Raw genomic sequence first — 19,791 nt, forward strand, 5'->3', positions numbered from 1 at the left:
GTGCCCTGCTTTTTCCGCTCCCCGATCTCCGCAATAATCATCGCAAAGCGCTGTTCATTAAGCTTATAAAACAATCCCATCGTCAGTGCCGCGATGATGGCCAGCGCGCAGGGCCAGAGGAAGATCAACTGTCGCAGGCCGAGCAGCGTACCGGCGCTCTGGATGGCGTTGGGAATATAGCCGATCTGCGTCAGCATGATGCCCGGCAGAAAACCTGCCAGCGCGGCGGAGATTTTGCGCGAAAAGGTATAACCGGTGTACACCGACCCTTCGGCGCGGATGCCGGTTTTCCACTCGCCGTAATCCACCGTATCCGGCACCAGCGCCCAGTTCAGGCTGTTGACAAAGGCCGTACCGAAAAAGGCCATGCAGGAGAAGAGCACAAACAGCATTGAACTGGTTCCCCAGACGAAATTCAGCACATCGCCCACCGCCCACAGCATCAGGCCGCCAAGATAGACCTGCTTTTTGCCGAAGCGCTTAACCGCGCCGGGCACCAGAAACACGCCCACCAGAATGCAGCCCATACTGAAAAATCCCATCCAGGACAGCAGATGAATATCGTTCAGCACGTACTGGGTGTAATACACCTGAATGGCGAGTTTGATATTGAAGGCTGCCAGCGTGCACAGGTTGGCGATGCACAGCACCAGCAGCGGCGGATTACGGAAAATTGCGCAGAATGAATTGAGAATGCCCGGTTTATGGTGATCGGGCGTGACCTCCACATAGCGCTCTTTCACGCCGCTGTAGCACCACCACATACAGAACAGACCGCCGGTGACAAACACCAGCGCCGCCACCTGATAGCCAAGCGCTGGCCTGCCGGTAAACAGCGCCTGGATCGGCATAAAGCCTACGGTACACAGCAATAGCCCGACCGTCGCGCCGCCCTGACGCCACGCCGCCAGGTGCGCGCGCTCCTGCGGATTTTTGGTGATCGCCGGTACCATCGCGCCGTAAGAGCAGTTCATCAGGCTGTAGCACAGCCCGAACAGCATAAACAGCCCGGTGGCGATGGCAGTTTTCACCGTCAGGGTAAAGTCGTTCGCCATAAACTGCGCGCTGGCCACCAGCGCCACCGGGAACGCGGCGTACAGAATAAATGGCCTGAATTTCCCTTTTTCGCCAATGTTGCGCCGCTGATCCAGCAGCACGCCGGTCAGCATATCGGTGAAGGCGGTAAAGAACTTCGCCACCAGGAAGATGATCCCGCCGTAAAACGCCGGCATCCCTAACTCATCGGTATAAAACTTGAGTAAATAGAGGGTGCCGATACACAACATCAAATTTGAGCCGAAGTCGCCCATTCCGTAGGCGACTTTTTCACGCAGACTCAGTTTCAGGGTTAACGGATCATGGGTTGTCATAATCGTTCCTCATGACGCCCCGCAGGGCGTCATTGTCTGTTGCATTACGCCATCCGCTTACGGGTTTCTATTTCGGCAACGATACGCACGTACATTTTCTCGTTGAGGTTATAGAACAGACCCATGGCGATAATCGTCACCACCGCCAGCGCGCAGGGCCAGATAAAGATCAGCTGGCGCAGGCCTTCCTGCGTCTCTGCCGACTGCACGACGTTAGGGATGTAGCCGATTTGCGTCAGCATCAGGCCGGGGAAAAAGCCCGCCAGCGCCTGGGACACTTTGCGGAAGAAGGTAAAACCGGTGTACACCGTCCCTTCCGATCGCACGCCGGTGCGCCATTCGCCGTATTCCACGGTGTCGGACACCAGCGCCCAGTTCAGGCTGTTCACAAAGGCCGAGCCGAAAAACGCCAGGCAGGAAAACGCCACAAAGCTCACCGAACCGCCGCCGAAGAAGTAGTTCAGCACATCGCCCGCCACCCAAATCAGCAGCCCGCCGATATAGACCTTTTTCTTGCCGAAACGCCTGACCGCGCCGGGCATCAAAAACACGCCGAAGAAGATGCAGCCCATGCTGAAAAAGCCCATATACGACAGCAAAATCGGATCGTTTAACACGTACTGGGTGTAATAGACCTGAATGGCGAGTTTGACGTTAAAGGCGCCGAGGGTGCACAGATTGGCGATACAGAGAATAAACAGCGGACGGTTACCGGCGATGGCGCGGAACGACTGCAACAGCCCCGGTTTTTGCGCGGCGTTCGCCGGTTGCGCGTCCACATAACGCTCGGTCACGCCGCGATAGCACAGCCACATAAACAGCAGGCCGAACACCGAAAACAGCGTTGCCGCGAAGATATACCCCAGCTGCTGATTATCCTCCACCAGGTTCATTACCGGCACAAAGCCTACGGTACAGAGCAGCAGGCCGAGCGTCGCGCCACCCTGACGCCAGGCCGCCAGCGACGCGCGCTCATCCGGGTTTTTGGTGATCGCCGGTACCATCGCGCCGTAAGAGCAGTTCATCATGCTGAAGAACAGGCCGTACAGCATAAACAGCACCGTCGCCATCACCGTCTTGCCGGTGATCTCAAAAGGCGTGCCGACAAAGTTGGCGATCGCCAGCAGCGTCACCGGAAACGCGGCATAGAGTACGAACGGGCGGAACTTGCCCTTCGGCCCGATGTTACGCCGTGAATCCAGCATGATGCCGGTGCCCATATCGGTGAAGGCGGTAAAGAACTTGGCGATCAAAAAGATAATGCCGCCGTAAGTCCCCGGCAGACCGAGCACATCCGTATAGAACTTCAGTAAATAGAGCGTGCCAATATCCAGCAGGATATTGGAGCCGAGATCGCCCATGCCATAGGCGAGCTTCTCTTTGAACGGCAACTTCAGGGTTGCCGGATCGCTGGACTGACTCATGATCGTTCCTCGCTGGATGCCATTCAGATTGTGCGTAAGGAGCTGAACAGCGCCGCCCACTCACTGTCGGCGCGATAAAACACCGGCGGCTTGCCCAATGGCGCGTCCACGGTAATATCGCCCCCGGCACAGCTTTCCCCGGTCCACAGGTTGACCCACGCATCCGGCGGCAGATACAGCGTCCAGTCCTCGCGCCCCTGTTCATGTACCGGGGCGACCAGCAGATCGCGGCCAAACAGATACTGATACTTCAGCTCGTAGCAACGGGCGTCGTCTTCGTAGTGCAGGAACAGCGGACGCATCACCGGCAGGCCGCTTTTCGCGTTCTGCGCCACGGCGGCTTTGATGTAAGGCTTCAGGGTGGTGAAGACGGTGGTCATGCGGGCGAAGTGGGCGATGGTTTCCGCGTCGCCGTCAAACTGCCAGTTATCGCCGGGACGATTGCCCTCGTGGGTGCGCATCATCGGCGTGAAGGCGCTGAAATCGCACCAGCGCAGCAACAGCTCTTTAGTGCGTTTCATGTCGAACAGGGTGGTGTAACCGCCGATATCGCTGTGATGCAGCCCGTGGCCGGTCATTGCCAGCGACAGTGCTGCAGGCACTACCGACGCCAGTCCGTCGTCCAGACTCCAGTCGACGTTCTGATCCCCGGCCCACATCATCACGGAATATTTCTGGCTGCCGGTGCCGCCCGCGCGCATAAAGAACAGGATCTCGCCGAGCTTGCCGGTCTCCTGCAACGCCTCGTAGTTACACTTCGCCCATAACGCAGGCCAGGCGTTATGCATGATTTCCGCGCTGACGCCGTTATGCAGCACGGTGTCGGTGGGCAGGTATTCGCCGAAATCGGCCATCCAGCCGCCGCAGCCCAGTGCGATCATGTTCTGCTTGATGATATTTTTGAACCAGTCGTACGCGGCCGGATTCGTCAGATCCACCACGCCGCCGTAAAACTCGCCGAACTCCACCAGATAATCATTGCCGTCTTTATCTTTCGCCAGATAGCCGAGGCGCGCCGCCTCCGCGCATAGCTCGCGGTCGCTGGCGACATAGGGATTGATATAGGAGAGGAACTGCACGCCTTCTTTCTTCCACTGCGCAAGGCGGGAATCCAGCTGCGGATAGTTATCGCTGTCCCATTTCCAGTTCCACATCACGCGCTTGCCAAAGGAGGTCATGCGGATGCCGGACCAGTCCTGCGCCCAGATGCCGTTCACCTTGACGCCGCCGTTGCGCATGGTATCGAGCTTTTGCTGGCACACTTCAGTGCCGCCCTGAATGCCAAGCGTCACGCCGTCATACACCCAGTCCGGCAACTCCGGCTGACGGCCCAGCAGCGCGGTGAGTTTTTCCAGTAGCTGAATGTAGGTGGGCGCGCACTCGAAACGCAGCGTGGCCTGATTTTCCCAGATCGCCAGTTCGTGATAGTCCGGCGCGCTGAAATCGAAATTCATATAGCAGCTGTTGTCCACGTGGCAGTAATACTTTTGCGTACTGACAAAGGTCGGCTGCGGAAAGAAGGTCCAATAATAATCGCCGCCCGCATTCTCTTTGCAGTCTGCCTGCCAGGTGACCAGCGTCTGCTTATTGCGGCCCACGCCCTGCTCGCTGGTCCATAGCGGGAAGGGTTTGCCGCGCAGATCGAAATAGGAAAACTGCTCGCCGCAGCCGTAAATATGATCCTCAGGATTGGCCGCCAGCCGCAGCCAGATACGGTTATGGGCCGCGTCATCGTTTTGCAGCGTCAGCAGCAGACGGCCTGCGTCATCGACGCCAATTTTCAGCGTCGCGCTCACCGCATCGCCGCGGCCGAAGCGCACCGTCCAGCCGGCGTCATGGGCCTGTACGGTGGCGTCCGTCAGGGCGATTTTTTCATTCAGCCGATCCTGAATGCTGAAGTTGCCGCGGAACATCTCAATATCCGCCATGCCTGCGCCGGTCCATAAACAGGCGGCGTCCGGCGTATGACGCAGGATCAGGCGCTGCTGGTAGGTTAAGGTAAAGCCGCCAGCGCTGGTGGTCAGCGCCAGAGCGGATAAGTCAGGGTGTAGGGTACGCATAATGACCTCTGTAAGTTTTATTGTTTATTTAGCGTTGCAATCCAGAAGCCCGGCGGCGACGGCGGGGGCCAGACCCGGCGCCAGCGGCAGGCGGGGGATCACCAGACAATGCAGCAGGTGATAAATGTCCTGCTTGCCGTCCCACACTTTGGTGGTGACTTTGTTATCCGTATCCAGCTCCTGCCACCACGAGCCGTTTTCGTAGTCGATGAGATATTTCATGCAGTAATCCCACCATTTCTGATACCAGGCTTCGTACTGCGCGTCGCCCGTGACGCTCCACAGGGCGTAGGCGGTGCCCATGGCTTCGACGATCGGCCAGCGCACGCGCTCGCGCACGATCGGCGTGCCGTCCCAGTCGACGGAATAGACAAAACCGTCCGCGCCATCGGGTGCCCAGGCGTCGCGAATGGTGGCGTGGAACAGGCCTTTCGCGTCTTCCAGTAACCAGTCGGGCGGCGTTTCAAAGCGGGCTTCCAGCGCGGCGCGCAGATGCAGCATCAGACGGCCCCATTCGATCCAGTGGCCGGGCGTGCCGCCGTAGGCGCGGAAACGGTGGGCGGGATTGTCTTTGTTGTAATCGCGGATCGGGTTCCACTGGGTGTCGAAATGCTCGTTGACGCGGTACTCACTCTTTCTGGCGACATCATGAATAATCACCGAGGCGATGCGCAGCGCACGGTCGAGCCATTTGCGATCGTGGGTGACGTCATAAACAATCAGAAAAGCTTCCACCGCGTGCATATTGGCGTTGCCGCCGCGGTAATCTTCGGTTTTGCTGAAGGCCTCGTCCCAGGACTCAAGGCACATTTGCTCCGCTTCGCTCCAGAAATAACGCTCGATCACCGCAATGGCGTCATCCAGTAACGGACGCGCGCCAGGATGCCCGGTGGTTACCGCGCTCGCCGCGCCCAGCAGCACAAAGAAATGCTGATAACCCTGCTTGGAAGCATCGATCACCCCTTCATCATTGACGCAGGCATACCAGCCGCCGTACTGCTTATCGCGCAGCGCGCCGTTCAGCGCGTTAATGCCGTGATCCACCAGCTCATATGCACCGGGGCGGCCCATTCCGGCGGCCACGGCATACACATGCAGCATGCGGGCGGTGATCCACAGGTGGGTACCCACATCCGTTTTGACCTGACCGGTATTGCCCAGCCAGCCGAAACCAGTCGGCACCACGGCCTTTTTGCCGAAGTCGAAAATGCGGTCGGTTTCCTGTTCCAGCCAGCGGTTGTGGCTCAGCGTGTTAAACCATTTCATCTGTTCCTCCTCAGCGCGTCGCCATCATTTCGTCAACAATGTCCCCTAAGCGTTGCAGCTTAGGCGCGGCGACATCCCGCAGCATCAGTTCGGTGTCCGGCAGGCCCACCACCGACGACCACACCGCGCGACCCGCCAGAAAACCGGACGCGCCCGCGCTCATCGCCACGCGCACGGCGCGGGGGAAGAGTTTTTCATCGACGCCGGAGGAGAGGATCACCCACGGCATGGCGATGTGATCGTTCAGCCGCTGCGACGCGGCAAGCAGCGTCTGCGTATCGCCTTTACCGCACAGCGGCATTTCCACCTTGTAGAGATCGGCGCCGCTGTCGCCCAGCTCTTTCGCTGCATCAATAATCGCCTGCTCGCGATCGAATTTATCGCCACGGCGCGGCGGGCGAACCACCGGCTCAATGATGCTGACCAGGCCGTTGGCATGGCACAGCTGATTAAATTCCCGCACCATCGCCAGACGCTGATCGGCGTCTTCATCACTGCGCCACAGCACCAGCAGTTTCAGCGCCTTAGCGCCGTCGCGTTTCACCGCCTGCGGATCGACCGCTTTATCGATGATCACACTGTCCACCGGAATTCCGTTGCCGGGAATAAACGCATCGGCGGCGACGATCATCCCGCAGGATGGGGCGATCGCYTTCTGCTCCACCACCTGGCGGTAACAGAATTGCTGATCGACGAGGATCGCCGAGGCGAAGGGGGACAGGGTTCGGGCGGCGTTAACTTTAAAATCCGTTAGCACATGGTCAGCCACCGGCTGTGACGCACCGGCTGCCGCGAACATCAGGCGCATCGCTTCACGCTGGTCAACCGCCAGCATCGCAAAGCCGCCGGAAGGGCGGGTAATATCTTTAAGCGTGTAAGTCGTCATACATCGGTCCTTTTACAGCATTACTGGGATACGAGAGGGGCGAGGCCGGCGCTGATGCGGGCCTGCTCCAGGATGGCCGTCCAGTCCTGACGCCCGCGTCCGGCGGCGCGCGCCAGGTTATAAACTTCCCGCGACGCCGCGCCGAGCGGCATCGGCACATGCAGTTGATTCGCCACGTCCAGGGCGATCCCCAGATCCTTATGGGCGAGGTCGATCATAAAGGCCGGGGAAAGATCCCCTTTCAGCACCTTGTTCGGCCACGAGGTGGTGAAATGCCCTTTGCCTGCCGGGGTGCCGCTCATCACCTGCAGCGCCACGTCAAACGACAGGCCCAGCGCCTCGCACAACACCGCGGCTTCAGCGGAGAGGGCGTTAAGGGCGATGCTCATGTAGTTGTTGATAAGCTTCACGCGAATGCCCATGCCGGGGCCGCCCGCGTTGATAAGCTCACTGCCCATCGCCAGCAGCACCGGGCTGGCGCGCTCCACCTGCTCAGCCGTGCCGCCTGCAAGTAACAGCAGCGTACCGGCTACTGCGTGATCGGAGGTGCGTCCCACCGGTGCATCCATCATCTGAAATCCTTTTGCCTGCATCTCGCGGATCAGGGCATCGGTCTGCAACGGGTGAATGGTGGACATGTCAATCACCAGCGCGCGCGTGGAGAGGGTTTCGCAGACGCCGCCATCGCCGAACAGCACCTGACGTACCAGATCGCCGTTTGGCAGCATGGTGATGACGAACTCGGCAAACTCCGCCGCCTGGGCCGGAGAGCTGCACCCTACCGCGCCTTCGCGGATCACGCCCTCCATCGACGCCGGGTTCACGTCAAACGCCCAGACGTGATGTCCTTTCTTCAGCAGGTTCGTCGCCATCGGCGCGCCCATCTGCCCTAATCCAATAAACGCAATGCTGGCCATTTCACTCTCCCGTCGTTACTGGTTGTCAGATTATGTCTCTCGTCGTGCTCTTTTGTGTCTGTTTTTGATCGTATTTGTAATTTATGGTCAAAAAATTGACAGCCGTCACTTTTTTAACAATCCGGCAAATTAAAATGACGGCATCGTTACTCGTTTAAGGAATGACCATGGTGCGTATCGTCTGCGTCGGAATAACCGTGATGGACCGGATCTACAATGTGGAAGCGTTACCCACGGAGGGGGGCAAATATGTGGCGCATCACTATCGGGAAGTGGGCGGCGGCCCGGCGGCTACGGCGGCAGTGGCGGCGGCAAAACTGGGGGCGCAGGTGGACTTTATCGGCCGCACCGGCGATGACGATACTGGCGACAAGCTTCTCGCGGAACTGGAGTCCCTGGGGGTAAACACCCGCTTTTGTCGGCGCGTCAAAAATGCCAGCTCCTCGCAATCTGCCGTGCTGGTGGATGCGCAGGGCGAGCGGATCATCATTAACTATCCCGGCCCGGATCTGCCGCCTGACGCCGACTGGCTGGATGCGCTGGATTTTTCACAATGGGACCTGGTGCTGGCGGATGTACGCTGGCATGACGGGGCGAAACGCGCTTTCACGCTGGCAAAACAGGCCGGGGTAACGACCCTGCTGGATGGCGACGTGACGCCGCAGAAGATTGACGACCTGGTGGCGCTCAGCGATCACGCGGCCTTTTCCGCGCCGGGCCTGCGGCGGTTCTCCGGTCTTGATGATCCGCTGGCCGGGCTGGAATACGCCCGCACCGTCACTGACGGGCAGGTTTATGTCACCAGCGGGGCGCAGGGCTGTCATTTTATGACCGGCGCTGAACATCATCATCAACCGGGTTTTTGCGTGGATGTGGTGGATACCACCGGCGCGGGCGATGTCTTTCACGGCGCGCTGGCGTTCAGCCTGGCGCAACAGCAGCCCATCAATGATGCCGTCCGCTTCGCCAGCGGCGTGGCGGCGCTCAAATGCACCCGCCCCGGCGGACGGGACGGCATCCCTGATTGTGATCAAGTCCGGTCTTTTTTGTCACTTTATGTATAAAATGACCCATTAACGATGAGGTTACGAGGGAAACGCATGAGTGCCACCGAGCTGACCGGCAACCCGCGCCACGATCAACTGCTGGCGTTGATCGCTGAACGCGGTTACATGAACATTGATGAACTGGCGCAACTGCTGGATGTCTCCACGCAGACGGTGCGGCGCGATATTCGCAAGCTCAGCGAGCAGGGGCTGATCACCCGGCATCACGGCGGCGCAGGCCGCGCGTCGAGCGTGGTTAATACGGCTTTTGAAGAGCGGGAGATGTCGCACACCGCCGAGAAAAAAGCCATCGCCGAAGCCATTGCCGACTATATCCCCGACGGGTCGACCATTTTCATTACCATTGGCACCACGGTGGAACATATCGCGCGGGCGCTGCTCAATCACAACCACCTGCGCATCATCACCAACAGCCTGCGGGTGGCGCATATTCTCTACAAAAATACCCGCTTTGAAGTGATGGTGCCCGGCGGCACGCTCCGGCCGCATAACAGCGGTATTATCGGCCCGCATGCGGTGTCCTTTGTGGAAGGATTTCGCGCCGACTACCTGATCACAAGCCTCGGCGCGATTGAAAACGACGGCACGCTGCTGGAGTTTGACGTCAATGAAGCCAGCGTCGCCCGCACCATGATGGCCCACTCCCGGCAAATCCTGGTGGCGGTGGATCGCACCAAATTCACCGCCTCCGCCGCCGTGGAAATTGGCAACGTCACCCAGGCCACGGCACTCTTTACCGACAAAGCCCCGCCGCAGGCGCTGTACAGCCTGATGAAAAACAAGCAAATCGAGCTGATCCTCGCCTCTCCGGACGATGAGATGTAACGAGCGGGCATCGCCCGGCGGCGCACGCTTGCCGGGCCTACGGTATCACCGATTCGTAGGTTTGTTGGCCGGGTAAGGCGAAGCCGCCACGTATCGCCCGGCGGCGCACGCTTGCCGGGCCTACGGTATCACCGATTTTGTTGGCCGGGTAAGGCGAAGCCGCCACCCGGCATATAACGCAAAAATACTACCGCGCCTCCTCCGCCGCGCGTATCGCCGCGACTTTCCGCCCAAATGCCAGTTGCAGAACCGCCAGCAGCCCAAACGCCGGAAGCAGGGCGCTTGCGGCAGAGATCCCGGTTGCCCCTTTTATCAGCATCGCCCCTGAGGCAATCAGCAGCAAAAACACCATCAGGCGAAACACTTTCACCGAAATCCGCTTATGAACGTACTGGCCGACCAGCGAGCCGAGGATCATGGTCGGGATACAGAAAATCACCAGCTTGACGGTGGAAATGGTCAGAATACCGCTGGTGGCCAGCCCGCCAATAATCGCGATATTGTTCGCCGTAAAAAAGGCGTTCAGCGTACCGCGAAAGGCGGCGGGGGCCAGATTACGCAGCATCCCGTACATCACTACCGGCGGCCCGTTGGTGGAAAAGGCCGCCCCCAGCGCGCCGGCGATGGCGCCCATAGGGGCGGCAATCCAGCGTTTGTCGTACACCGGCAGACGCGGAATAAACAGGCTGTAGAACGAATAGAGAATGATAAAAGCGCCGAGTCCAATCTTCATAATGTGATCGGGCAGAAACGACAGCGCATACAGCCCCACCGGGATCCCCGCCAGAGAGAACACAATCAACACCAGCGCCGATTTCCAGTCGGTTTCCTTGCGCGACAGCCAGGTGGCGTACAGCGCCGTCGCCGTGCCGACCATCACCGACATCGGCGCCGCCATTTTTAACGGCAGCACCATGGTGATCAGCGGCATGGCGGTCAGCCCGCCGCCAAACCCCGCGCAAATCCCGACGAAGGTGTAAAGAAACATCACCGCCACCACAATCAGCACCGCGCCGGTTTCCAGCATCACGCCATCAGGTGTGAACAAGCTAAAGAAGTCCATATCCGCTCCTTAATTCAGCGACAAGCCCGCATCGACGATAAAGTCCTGCCCGGTGCAGCCGCAGGATTCATCGGACGCCAGAAACAGCGCCAGCCGCGCGCAGTGCGTGCCGTCGAGACGGAATTTCAGCGCCTGGAGTTCGATAAACTGATTTACCGCCGCCGGATCGAGTTTCGCCCACATCGCGTCCTGTTTGGCAGTGCGGATCGCCCCCGGCACCAGGCTGTTCACCCGGATCCCACGCGGCCCCAGCTCCTGCGCCAGCGTGCGGGTAAAGCCGTGAATCGCCGCTTTCGACAGGGAATAGCACACCCGTCCCGGACGCCCGCGCATCCAGTTAATCGAGCCCATATTGATAATGCTGCCGCTGCCTTTGCGCGCCATGCCGGGAATAACCGCCTGAATGGCGAACAGGTGGTGACGCATATTGACGTTAATACGGTTATTAAAATAGTCTTCCGTCAGATCATCAATAGTATGGTGATCGTCGCTGCCTGCGTTATTAATCAGAATATCAATATCGCCCAGCTGTTCGATAATCTGCGTAAAACAGGCTTTAAGCTGATTAATATCCGTGACGTCGCAAAATAAAAACAGACATCCCATTTCCGCAGCCAGTTTCTCACCGGCCCGGGCGTCATAATCCAGAAAGGCCACCCGCGCGCCCTGATTCACAAAGGCGCGGACATATTCTTCGCCAATGCCGCTGGCGCCGCCGGTAATGGCTACGACTTTATTGTGCAGACTTTTATAAATGACGTTGATTTCGCTGTGCATAATCTTATTCCTCAATTATTTTCTGGCGCTGTGCTTAACGACTTTCCAGGTGGCGGAAAAATCTTCGCCGCCCAGACCGTTTTCCATTCCCTGGTCATACACGTTTTTCACCACATTCACGCCCGGCAGAAATAACCCGGCTTCTGTCAGCAGCGATTTCATGATGTTGACGTCTTTGGCCATATTTTGCAGAGAGAAGGCGGTGCGGAAATCTTCGGCGATCAGGCTGTTAATTTTGCTGTCGAGATACCAGTTGGTGGCGCCGCCAAACGAGATGGCTTTATGGAAATCCGCTTTATCGATGCCATAATGATCCGCCACGGTCAGCATCTCGTTGACGCTGTTCTGAATGCCCGCCACCAGCAGGTTGTGCACGATTTTCATCACCAGGCCGCGGCCATTCTCGCCCATATGGATCTGGTTATTACCCATCATGGCGAGGATCGGCGACACCTTTTCCCATGCTGTTTTATCGCCGCCGATATAAATACCCAGCTCGCCCTTCTGCGCGGCGGGCACTGATTTCACCACCGGGGCGTCGAGCATGATTGCGCCGGTATGATTCACCTGGCGGGAAATGGCCACCGACACGGACGGATCGATAGTCGACATATCAATAGTGATTTGCCCGGCGTGTAAATACGGCAGCATCTGCTGATAAATATCGCGCACATGTTCCGAGCGGGGCACCATGCTGATAATAACGTCGGCACGCCGGGCAATATCCGCCGCGGAAATAGCCGCCTGTGCGCCCTGTAATACCAGGCGATTAATGGCATCCTGATTAATATCAAATACCAGAACCGTACCGTTAAATTTAGCGACGATATTTTTGGACATAGCTTCGCCCATCAGGCCAAGCCCGATAAAACCAATGGTTTTCATTTTTTTCAGTTCTCGTTAAATTTTAATTTCTGAATCCCGGGGACTGCAACGCGCAGGGAAAATATCGCGCCCGACAACGGATGGGCGGCAATTTCTTCTGCGGACATATTTTCCCGGGTGGTGGTAATAAATAAGGTTTTCATGTCGCTGCCGCCAAAGCAGACCATGGTCGGGCAGCGTACCGGCAGCCGGATCTCCGCCAGCACCTCGCCCTGCGGTGAAAAGCGCGCAATACGCCAGCCGTCAAACAGCGCGCTCCAGTAGCAGCCTTCAGCGTCGATAGCGGCGCCGTCCGGTCTGCCATTGCCGCGCGGGAAGGTTTTCCAGATCTGCCGCTGACCGGGCTGGCCGTGCGCATCCAGCGGCGTGCGATAAATCACGTGATTCGGCGTGTCGCTGGTGTACATCCACCGGCCATCCGGGGAGAACGCCAGCCCGTTCGCGCCGAGAATGTCGCACTGCAACACCGTCGTTTTCAGGTCGGCATCCACCCGGCACAGCAGCGCGCCGTTATAATCCCGCGGCCCCCAGTAGGTTCCGGCATAAAAGCGTCCCTGGCCGTCGGTGCCGCCATCGTTAAAACGCGCCAGCTGCGGGTTATTGGGGTTATCGCATACTTTCTGCGTCAACCTGCCTTCGCCATCGGTCAGCCAGATGGCAGAGCGCATGGCAACAATCAGGCCGCCGCGCTTACGCAGGGCAAAGCAGCCAACTTCTTCGGCAAAGTGCATCACGCCGTGCTCGCCGCTGTGCGGCTGATAGTGATGAATTTCCTGGCGCAAAATATCGGTCCAGTAGAGCGTCTGGCGGTCGGCATCCCAGGTCGGGCATTCCGGCAGCTCGCCGTGATAGTCAAAGAGTACGCGGGGTTGTTCCATCGTCTGACATCCTTATTGTCATGCTGAGCGACAGCTCGCCGCCGGGCGCGATGCGATCCATTGCCTGGTCGTTACTGCCCGCCGGGAAGCGGTTAATGGCATCGTTGATATGGCTGACGGGTTCGATGGCCACCAGGTTGCGCCCGTCGCCGGGAACAAAAAACACCAGATTCGGGGTGCTACTGTGCAGGGTGGCGCGGATGCCGCGCTGCGGCCAGCGCACGATCGCTTCGCCGTTCCAGTCGGTAAAACAGTTGTCTACCGAGCCGGCGAGCGGCGTTTTAAAGCGCGTGTAGTCCCACGCGGGCGGCACGGCGACTTCCTCATCCGGCAGGCTGTTTTCATCGTTCAGCCAGACGTGGGCGGCGTGAAACATGACTTCGCTGCTGGCGGCATCGGCAAAAAACGGGTGAAAGCCCAGCCCGGCGGGCACAGCCTGATCCGCGAGGTTGTGATACGTCAGCGACACGCTGAGGTCATTTTCGGTCAGTGCAAAACGCTGGCTGGCCCGCCATGCCCATGGCCAGCGGTCAGAGGCTGGACAGGTGAGCGCGAGATCAATCTGCGTTTCACTCGCGTAGATCACCTCCCAGACTTGCTGCCAGCCGATGCCGTGCAGCGCGTGCGGATTATCCGGCACGTTGCGCGTCACCTGAAAAGGCTGGCCGTCAAAGGCGAAGCGCCCGTCGGCAATGCGGTTCGACCACGGGATCAGCGGATAACTGCCGCACATATTGGCGCGCTGTACGCCCTGAGGATCAAGAGGGCGCAGAATGTTCTGCCCGCGCCAGCGCAGCCAGGCCAGCGCACCGCCCAGCTCCGGGGCCACGGCGATATGTGTATCGCCGTACTTACATTCAATAAGCCGGGTCATCAGTACACCTCGCCGCCGGGAATGGTGAGCTGTTCTCCGCGAATGGCCGCCAGCTGCTCTTTCGCGCGCGCCAGCATAAAGCTCATGTCCGAGGCCAGCGCCACAAAGTTAAAGCCCATCTGCTGGTACTTATTCACCAGTTGCGGATTACCGCCGACGATACCGCAGGGTTTGCCGAGGCGCTGACAGGCCTCCAGCCCGCGCTTGATCATCAGCTGCACCTCCGGGTGCGACGGGTTGCCCGGCTGCCCCATCGCCGCTGACAAATCGCCCGGCCCGATAAAGAAGCCAGTAATGCCGTCCACCTGAGCGATGGCATCGATACTGGCGATGGCTTCCGGCGTCTCCAGTTGCAGGATCAGGCACAGTTCGTCCCGCGCCTCCTGCACAAAATTCGCGTTGCCGCCCCAGCCGGAAGCGCGATGCATGGCGGCAAAACCGCGTTTGCCATACGGCGGATAATAAGCGGCGGCCACCGCCTGCTGTGCCTCTTCCACGGTGTTGATAAAAGGGATCATCAGCGACATCGCGCCGCCGTCGAGCGCGCGTTTAATAAGCACCACCTCGTTTCCCGCGAGGCGGTAAAGCGGCGTGGTGGTGGCGCTGATGCTGCGGATCGCCCGATCAATGCGTATGGCGTCCAGCGTATCGACGGCGACATGTTCCTGATCCAGCACCAGAAAATCGAATCCGACCGTCGCCATTGCTTCGGCGACGGTATCGCTGCCGGTCATCATCCAGGTGCCGCGCAGACGCTGGCCGGAGAGCAGGGCGTGTTTAAAAGGGTTCATCAGGGTTCCTTAAAAAATGGGCGGTTCAGGGACATCGCCGCCGGATTGCAGAAAATCAAAATCGCAGCCTTCATTCGCCTGGGTAACGTGCTGTTGGTACAGCGCCGCCCAGGAGCGCGCAAAAACAGTGTGCTGCGGGGTAAGTGCCGCGCGGCGGCGGGCAATTTCGACGTCGTCCACCAGCATATTGAGCGTGCCAGCTTCTATATCCAGCGCCACCTGATCTCCGGTTTGCACCAGCGCCAGCGGCCCGCCGACCGCGGCTTCCGGCGCAACGTGCAGAATGCAGGTGCCGTAATGGGTGCCGGACATCCGCGCATCGGAAATACGCACCATATCGGTCACGCCCTCGCGCAGCAGTTTTTTGGGGATCGGCAGGTTGCCCCATTCGGGCATGCCCGGCGCGCCCACGGGCCCGGCATTGCGCAGGATAATCACCGTATCTTTAGTGACCGCCAGATCGGGGTCGTCAATCTGATCCGACAGCGCCTGATGGCTGTCGAACACCAGCGCAGGACCGGTGTGTTTGCGCAGCTGCGGGCTGGCGGCGGAGGATTTCATCACCGCGCCATCCGGGCATAAATTGCCGCGTAGCACAGTCAGCGCGCAGCCCTGCGACAGCGGGATCACCGGGTTATGCAGATCGCGGATCACGTTGTCGTCATAGCAGTGCGCCTGTTCGATCCACGCGCTGACCGGCCGGTTGGTGACGCCCCGCGCATCCAGAAGCAAAAAACCGGTGAGTTTTTTCAGCTGCGCCAGCAGGCCGCCCGCGAAGAAAAAATCGTCCATCAGGTATTTTCCCGACGGGAACAGGTTAGCGAGCACCGGCACCTGGCGGGCAATGGCTTCCATATCGGCGAGCGTCAGCGGAATGGCGGCGCGGTTCGCCATGGCGATGAGGTGGATCGCCGCGTTGGTGGAGCCGCCCAGCGCCATATAAGCGACGATACCGTTCAGGAAGTTCTTTTTCGTCAGCCAGCGGGACGGTTTATGGTCGTACCACACCATATCGACAATGGTCTGGCCGCACTGCGCCGCCATTTGCGGATGGCGGCTGTCCGCCGCCGGAATGGAGCTGGCACCCGGCAGCGTAAAACCCATGGCATCGGCAATGGAAGTCATGGTCGATGCGGTGCCCATGGTGTTGCAGGTGCCGATAGAACGCGTCATCGCCCCTTCCAGCTCCACCCAGTCATGCTGCGTAATGGCGCCGAGGCGCAGCTGATCCCAGTATTTTTTGGTGTGCGTTCCCGCGCCTGTGGTCTGGCCGCGCCATTTGCCGGTGGTCATCGGCCCGGCGGGGCAGAAGATCAGCGGCAAATCCATCGACAGCGCGCCCATCAGCAGCGCGGGGGTGGATTTATCGCAGCCGCCGAGCAGCACCACGCCGTCGATCGGATGCTGGCGCAGCAGCTCTTCCGTTTCCATCGCCAGGAAATTGCGGTACAGCATGGTGGTGGGTTTCACCATCACTTCGCCCATCGACAGCGCAGGCAGCTCCACCGGAAAACCGCCCGCCGCCCAGACGCCGCGCTTCACGGCTTCAGCCCGCTCGCGTAAATGCGCATGGCAGGCGCTCATGTCGCTCCAGGTATTGATAATGCCGATGACCGGTTTGCCGAGAAATTCGTCCCGGCCAAATCCCATTTGCTGTGTGCGCTGACGGTGGGCAAACGCCCGGATGGTATCGGGGGCGTACCAGCGCTGGCTGCGGAGTTCACCGATCTCACGGCGTGGTAAGCGATCTGTGTTGAACATCATGTAAGTACTCCGGTATTGGTTTATTAATACGGTAATATCGTAGCGCTACGATATTCAAGATGGCTTAGCCCTGTTTTGTGATAGCCCCCGCAATTACCTTGCCGTGAGTATGGTTTTTGACAGGCCAGCTCAAATTTTCCGCCCGTTGTCGTTATCTGTCGGGGAAAGGCTATGGAATAGTAATAGCACCGCATGATCAGGGAGGGTGGTGGTATGCAGATGCTATTTTCTGTCGCGTCGTTTTTACTTTTCTTAATTTTCGTAGCGCTATATTCATATCGCAAAACCAAAGGCATTTCAGAAGCGGGTGTGGACGGCTTTTTTCTCGCCGGGCGGGGGTTGTCGGGGTATTTCATTGCCGGATCGCTGCTGCTGTCTAATTTGTCGGCGGAGCAGCTGGTGGGGCTGAACGGCAATGCGTATCGCTTTGATATCAGCGGCATGGCCTGGGAAAGCACCGCTGCGGTGGCGACCATCATCATGGCGCTTTTTTTTCTGCCGCGCTTTTTGCGTCGTGGGCTGACCACGCTGCCGCAATTTCTGGAAACGCGCTTTGATCAGACGACCCGGCGGATGGTGAGCATTATGCTGCTGGTGGGCTATGCGGTGATGGCGAACCCGTGCAGCCTCTATCTGGGGGCGCTCACCATGAACGAAGTCTTTGATTTTCAGTCATTTTTTCATCTGCCCGCCTGGAGCGCCATTGGCCTGCTGGCACTGGCGATGGGGGCAATTGGCGGGCTGTACGCCACCCTGGGCGGCCTGAAAGCGGTGGCCATCTCCGACACTATCAGCGGTGTGATTTTGCTGATCGCCGCGCTGCTGATCCCCGTACTGGGGCTGTTCGCGCTGGGCGACGGCGCTTTTATCAGCGGGGCAACGCGCCTGCTGAACCATCCGGCGCAGCTGAACGCCATCGGCAGTGAAACCGCGTCCGTGCCGTTCAGTACGGTATTTACCGGGATGCTGTGCGCCAATATGTTCTACTGGTGTACTAATCAGATGATCATTCAGCGCACGCTGGGCGCTTCGTCACTGGCCGAAAGTCAGAAGGGGGTGCTGCTGGCGGGCAGTATCAAACTGCTGGTGCCGCTGGTGATGGTGCTGCCGGGGCTGATCGCCTTCAATCTGTTTGGCCCGGTGTTCAGCAATGCGGATTATGCGTATCCGGCGCTGGTCAAAGCGCTGCTGCCATGGTGGCTGACGGGGATGTTCACCGCCGCCATTTTCGGCACGGTGATCAGCCATTTCAATTCGATTATTAACGCCAGCGCCACGCTGTTTGTTATCGATCTCTATGGCCCCCTCACCGGCTGTCAGGACGAGGCAAAACTGGTGCGGGTGGGGAAAATCGCCTCGCTGGCGTTTTCGCTGGTGTCTATTGTGCTGGCCCCGTTGCTGCTGCATACGCCGAACGGCATCTTTGATTTGATACGCCGCTTTACCGGCTTTTATAACATCCCGATCATCACTCTGGTGCTGGCGGGATTTTTAACGCGCAACGTACCGGCGCGAGCGGCAAAAACAGTGCTGATTTTTCATATTGTTGTTTATGCGATCTATACCTTCAGCGGGGTGCAAAAATTTATTCCGCTGCACTATATCCACGTGATGGGACTGCTGTTCGTTATTGAACTGGCGATCCTGTTGCTGATGGGATATCTGTGGCCTGCGCGCTGGGAGGAGCCGGAGGCGGCGCCCGCCAGAATACCAATGGAAAAATGGCGTTATGCCATCCCGGCAAGTGTTATCATGATGGCCGTTTTAATCAGCATATTTATGACCTTATCCCCGCTCGGTCTTGCCGCGGAAACGGGGATACCTGACAGTTTCGTCTGGTGGCTTACGGCTGTCTGGGCCGGGGCGTTGCTGCTGATGCGGCTGTTAACGCGAAATAAGAAGACGGGAGTGGAATGCGCCAGAGATCACGCCAAATCGTAAAACTTGATGATGTCGCCGGGAAGGCTGGCGTCTCGCCCTCCACGGTTTCGCTTTATATCCGCCAGCCCGATCGCGTGTCGGAAAAAACCGGCAAAAAAATTCAGTCGGCTATCGACAGCCTGGGCTACGTGCACAACAAAATCGCCAGCCAGTTTACCGGCGGACAGAGCAGCAATATGGCGATTGTGCTGCCGTCGCTGGCGAACAGTTTTTTCAGCCACGTGGTGCAGCGCATTGAATCGACGGTGAGCGCGCAGGGGTTTCAGCTGTCCATCGCCTCCCACGATCACAGCCTTGATAAAGAAGAAGAACAGATCCGCTCGATTCTGCAATGGTCACCGGCGGTGATTGCCATCGCCGGGGCAGACCATAAGCCGTCAACGCTGAAGATGCTGCGCAACAGCGGCGTGCCGGTGGTGCAGATGTGGCAGGTGGACGGCGGCGCGTTCCCGGCGCAGGTCGGCAATAATCACACCGAAATTGGCTATGCGGCGGCACGTTTTCTGCTGGATTCCGGCTGTCAGGAGCTGGCGTATTTCACCACCCGCTTTGAGGATGATATTCGGGCGCGAATTCGCTACGCCGGTTTCAGCCGCGCGCTGGAAGAGCAGGGGAAAAGCGTCCTGCTGGTGGATATTCCCCGTGCGGAAAATATCTGGCAGGCCAGCCGGGAAATCCTTATCCCGACGCTGGTGAAAGCGCGCGGGCTGGACGGCATTTTTTGTACCAGCGATGCCATTGCCACCGCGCTGCTGATGGAAGCGCAAAGCCGCGGCATCGCCGTACCCGAAAAGCTGAGTATTCTTGGCTACGGGGATTTCCCCTCCAGCGCCTGGCTGTCGCCGGTGACCCTTTCCAGCGTGAACCTCAACGCCAGCATTATTGCCGCCCGCACCGCGGAAATGATGCTGCGTATGAGCGCCGACCGCAGCTGGCAGGGCGATATCGTCGACGCGGGATTTGAGATCGTGCCGCGCGGCAGTACGCGATTGCCTTTTTAAAG

At 58.9% G+C, this 19,791-nt stretch carries 17 protein-coding genes; 4 read left to right on the forward strand and 13 right to left on the reverse strand.

Annotation, left to right across the window (positions count from 1 at the left end; translation table 11 throughout):
- The 6 genes from QRD42_RS05055 to yihU form a co-directional block, all read right to left on the reverse strand.
- Positions 1 to 1,370, reverse strand: a 1,370-nt coding sequence (locus QRD42_RS05055; protein ID WP_321988313.1) for an MFS transporter, incomplete at its 3' end; no start/stop codon positions are given.
- Between the two features lie 44 nt (positions 1,371 to 1,414).
- The gene (locus QRD42_RS05060; RefSeq protein WP_072571406.1) at positions 1,415 to 2,794 is read right to left on the reverse strand and encodes an MFS transporter; all 1,380 of its coding nucleotides are present in this window, start codon (positions 2,792 to 2,794) and stop codon (positions 1,415 to 1,417) included.
- Positions 2,795 to 2,817: 23 nt separating this feature from the next.
- Positions 2,818 to 4,854 (reverse strand): alpha-glucosidase, encoded by a 2,037-nt coding sequence (locus tag QRD42_RS05065; RefSeq protein ID WP_321988314.1) that lies wholly within the window; start codon positions 4,852 to 4,854, stop codon positions 2,818 to 2,820.
- A 24-nt stretch (positions 4,855 to 4,878) separates the two neighbouring features.
- The gene (yihS, locus tag QRD42_RS05070) at positions 4,879 to 6,120 is read right to left on the reverse strand and encodes a sulfoquinovose isomerase (protein WP_321988315.1); all 1,242 of its coding nucleotides are present in this window, start codon (positions 6,118 to 6,120) and stop codon (positions 4,879 to 4,881) included.
- A 10-nt stretch (positions 6,121 to 6,130) separates the two neighbouring features.
- Positions 6,131 to 7,006 (reverse strand): sulfofructosephosphate aldolase, encoded by an 876-nt coding sequence (gene yihT / locus QRD42_RS05075; RefSeq protein WP_321988316.1) that lies wholly within the window; start codon positions 7,004 to 7,006, stop codon positions 6,131 to 6,133.
- 20 nt (positions 7,007 to 7,026) lie between these two features.
- Entirely contained in the window at positions 7,027 to 7,923 is an 897-nt protein-coding gene (yihU, locus tag QRD42_RS05080; protein WP_072571402.1) for a sulfolactaldehyde 3-reductase, read from the reverse strand.
- A gap of 167 nt (positions 7,924 to 8,090) precedes the next feature.
- On the opposite strand from yihU, the gene QRD42_RS05085 reads away from it, so the two are divergent.
- Together QRD42_RS05085 and QRD42_RS05090 are read left to right on the forward strand one after the other, a co-directional pair.
- Positions 8,091 to 8,987 (forward strand): sugar kinase, encoded by an 897-nt coding sequence (locus QRD42_RS05085; protein WP_321988317.1) that lies wholly within the window; start codon positions 8,091 to 8,093, stop codon positions 8,985 to 8,987.
- A 36-nt stretch (positions 8,988 to 9,023) separates the two neighbouring features.
- A complete protein-coding gene (locus QRD42_RS05090; RefSeq protein WP_318364330.1) occupies positions 9,024 to 9,815 on the forward strand; it encodes a DeoR/GlpR family DNA-binding transcription regulator in 792 nt (263 codons plus the stop codon).
- A 187-nt stretch (positions 9,816 to 10,002) separates the two neighbouring features.
- Here QRD42_RS05090 and QRD42_RS05095 read toward each other — a convergent pair whose 3' ends face one another.
- From QRD42_RS05095 to araD, 7 genes are read right to left on the reverse strand one after another with little or no spacing between them, the layout of a single operon-like run.
- Positions 10,003 to 10,878, reverse strand: a complete 876-nt coding sequence (locus tag QRD42_RS05095) for a sulfite exporter TauE/SafE family protein (protein WP_072571399.1) — start codon at positions 10,876 to 10,878, stop codon at positions 10,003 to 10,005.
- Positions 10,879 to 10,887: 9 nt separating this feature from the next.
- Positions 10,888 to 11,655 carry an SDR family NAD(P)-dependent oxidoreductase gene (locus QRD42_RS05100; RefSeq protein WP_072571398.1) on the reverse strand — a complete coding sequence of 256 codons (768 nt, stop codon included), beginning with the start codon at positions 11,653 to 11,655 and terminating at the stop codon, positions 10,888 to 10,890.
- Between the two features lie 15 nt (positions 11,656 to 11,670).
- Entirely contained in the window at positions 11,671 to 12,540 is an 870-nt protein-coding gene (locus tag QRD42_RS05105) for an NAD(P)-dependent oxidoreductase (protein ID WP_321988318.1), read from the reverse strand.
- A gap of 5 nt (positions 12,541 to 12,545) precedes the next feature.
- Complete coding sequence (locus QRD42_RS05110; RefSeq protein ID WP_321988319.1) at positions 12,546 to 13,418, reverse strand: SMP-30/gluconolactonase/LRE family protein; 873 nt, start codon at positions 13,416 to 13,418, stop codon at positions 12,546 to 12,548.
- Positions 13,393 to 14,292 carry an aldose 1-epimerase gene (locus tag QRD42_RS05115; RefSeq protein WP_321988320.1) on the reverse strand — a complete coding sequence of 300 codons (900 nt, stop codon included), beginning with the start codon at positions 14,290 to 14,292 and terminating at the stop codon, positions 13,393 to 13,395. The genes QRD42_RS05110 and QRD42_RS05115 overlap by 26 nt, the downstream gene beginning before the upstream one ends.
- Complete coding sequence (locus QRD42_RS05120) at positions 14,292 to 15,083, reverse strand: HpcH/HpaI aldolase family protein (protein WP_321988321.1); 792 nt, start codon at positions 15,081 to 15,083, stop codon at positions 14,292 to 14,294. The genes QRD42_RS05115 and QRD42_RS05120 overlap by 1 nt, the downstream gene beginning before the upstream one ends.
- A gap of 9 nt (positions 15,084 to 15,092) precedes the next feature.
- Positions 15,093 to 16,847: an L-arabinonate dehydratase gene (gene araD, locus QRD42_RS05125; RefSeq protein ID WP_321988322.1), complete on the reverse strand. Its 1,755-nt coding sequence runs from the start codon at positions 16,845 to 16,847 to the stop codon at positions 15,093 to 15,095.
- A gap of 219 nt (positions 16,848 to 17,066) precedes the next feature.
- On the opposite strand from araD, the gene QRD42_RS05130 reads away from it, so the two are divergent.
- The gene (locus QRD42_RS05130; protein WP_321988735.1) at positions 17,067 to 18,788 is read left to right on the forward strand and encodes a solute:sodium symporter family transporter; all 1,722 of its coding nucleotides are present in this window, start codon (positions 17,067 to 17,069) and stop codon (positions 18,786 to 18,788) included.
- Complete coding sequence (locus QRD42_RS05135) at positions 18,761 to 19,789, forward strand: LacI family DNA-binding transcriptional regulator (protein ID WP_321988323.1); 1,029 nt, start codon at positions 18,761 to 18,763, stop codon at positions 19,787 to 19,789. Before QRD42_RS05130 ends, QRD42_RS05135 begins: the two co-directional genes overlap by 28 nt.
- Positions 19,790 to 19,791: the final 2 nt, after the last annotated feature.

The organism is Enterobacter sp. PGRG2, assembly GCF_030291195.1.
In the GTDB taxonomy this organism is placed as follows: domain Bacteria; phylum Pseudomonadota; class Gammaproteobacteria; order Enterobacterales; family Enterobacteriaceae; genus Enterobacter_D.

What these genes read in the sequence shown, in the direction of transcription:
- QRD42_RS05060 (WP_072571406.1), bottom strand. Translation starts at nt 2,794, where the DNA reads ATGAGTCAGTCCAGCGATCCGGCAACCCTGAAGTTGCCGTTCAAAGAG.
- QRD42_RS05065 (WP_321988314.1), bottom strand. Translation starts at nt 4,854, where the DNA reads ATGCGTACCCTACACCCTGACTTATCCGCTCTGGCGCTGACCACCAGC.
- yihS (WP_321988315.1), bottom strand. Translation starts at nt 6,120, where the DNA reads ATGAAATGGTTTAACACGCTGAGCCACAACCGCTGGCTGGAACAGGAA.
- yihU (WP_072571402.1), bottom strand. Translation starts at nt 7,923, where the DNA reads ATGGCCAGCATTGCGTTTATTGGATTAGGGCAGATGGGCGCGCCGATG.
- QRD42_RS05085 (WP_321988317.1), top strand. Translation starts at nt 8,091, where the DNA reads ATGGTGCGTATCGTCTGCGTCGGAATAACCGTGATGGACCGGATCTAC.
- QRD42_RS05090 (WP_318364330.1), top strand. Translation starts at nt 9,024, where the DNA reads ATGAGTGCCACCGAGCTGACCGGCAACCCGCGCCACGATCAACTGCTG.
- QRD42_RS05095 (WP_072571399.1), bottom strand. Translation starts at nt 10,878, where the DNA reads ATGGACTTCTTTAGCTTGTTCACACCTGATGGCGTGATGCTGGAAACC.
- QRD42_RS05100 (WP_072571398.1), bottom strand. Translation starts at nt 11,655, where the DNA reads ATGCACAGCGAAATCAACGTCATTTATAAAAGTCTGCACAATAAAGTC.
- QRD42_RS05105 (WP_321988318.1), bottom strand. Translation starts at nt 12,540, where the DNA reads ATGAAAACCATTGGTTTTATCGGGCTTGGCCTGATGGGCGAAGCTATG.
- QRD42_RS05110 (WP_321988319.1), bottom strand. Translation starts at nt 13,418, where the DNA reads ATGGAACAACCCCGCGTACTCTTTGACTATCACGGCGAGCTGCCGGAA.
- QRD42_RS05115 (WP_321988320.1), bottom strand. Translation starts at nt 14,292, where the DNA reads ATGACCCGGCTTATTGAATGTAAGTACGGCGATACACATATCGCCGTG.
- QRD42_RS05120 (WP_321988321.1), bottom strand. Translation starts at nt 15,083, where the DNA reads ATGAACCCTTTTAAACACGCCCTGCTCTCCGGCCAGCGTCTGCGCGGC.
- araD (WP_321988322.1), bottom strand. Translation starts at nt 16,847, where the DNA reads ATGATGTTCAACACAGATCGCTTACCACGCCGTGAGATCGGTGAACTC.
- QRD42_RS05130 (WP_321988735.1), top strand. Translation starts at nt 17,067, where the DNA reads ATGCTATTTTCTGTCGCGTCGTTTTTACTTTTCTTAATTTTCGTAGCG.
- QRD42_RS05135 (WP_321988323.1), top strand. Translation starts at nt 18,761, where the DNA reads ATGCGCCAGAGATCACGCCAAATCGTAAAACTTGATGATGTCGCCGGG.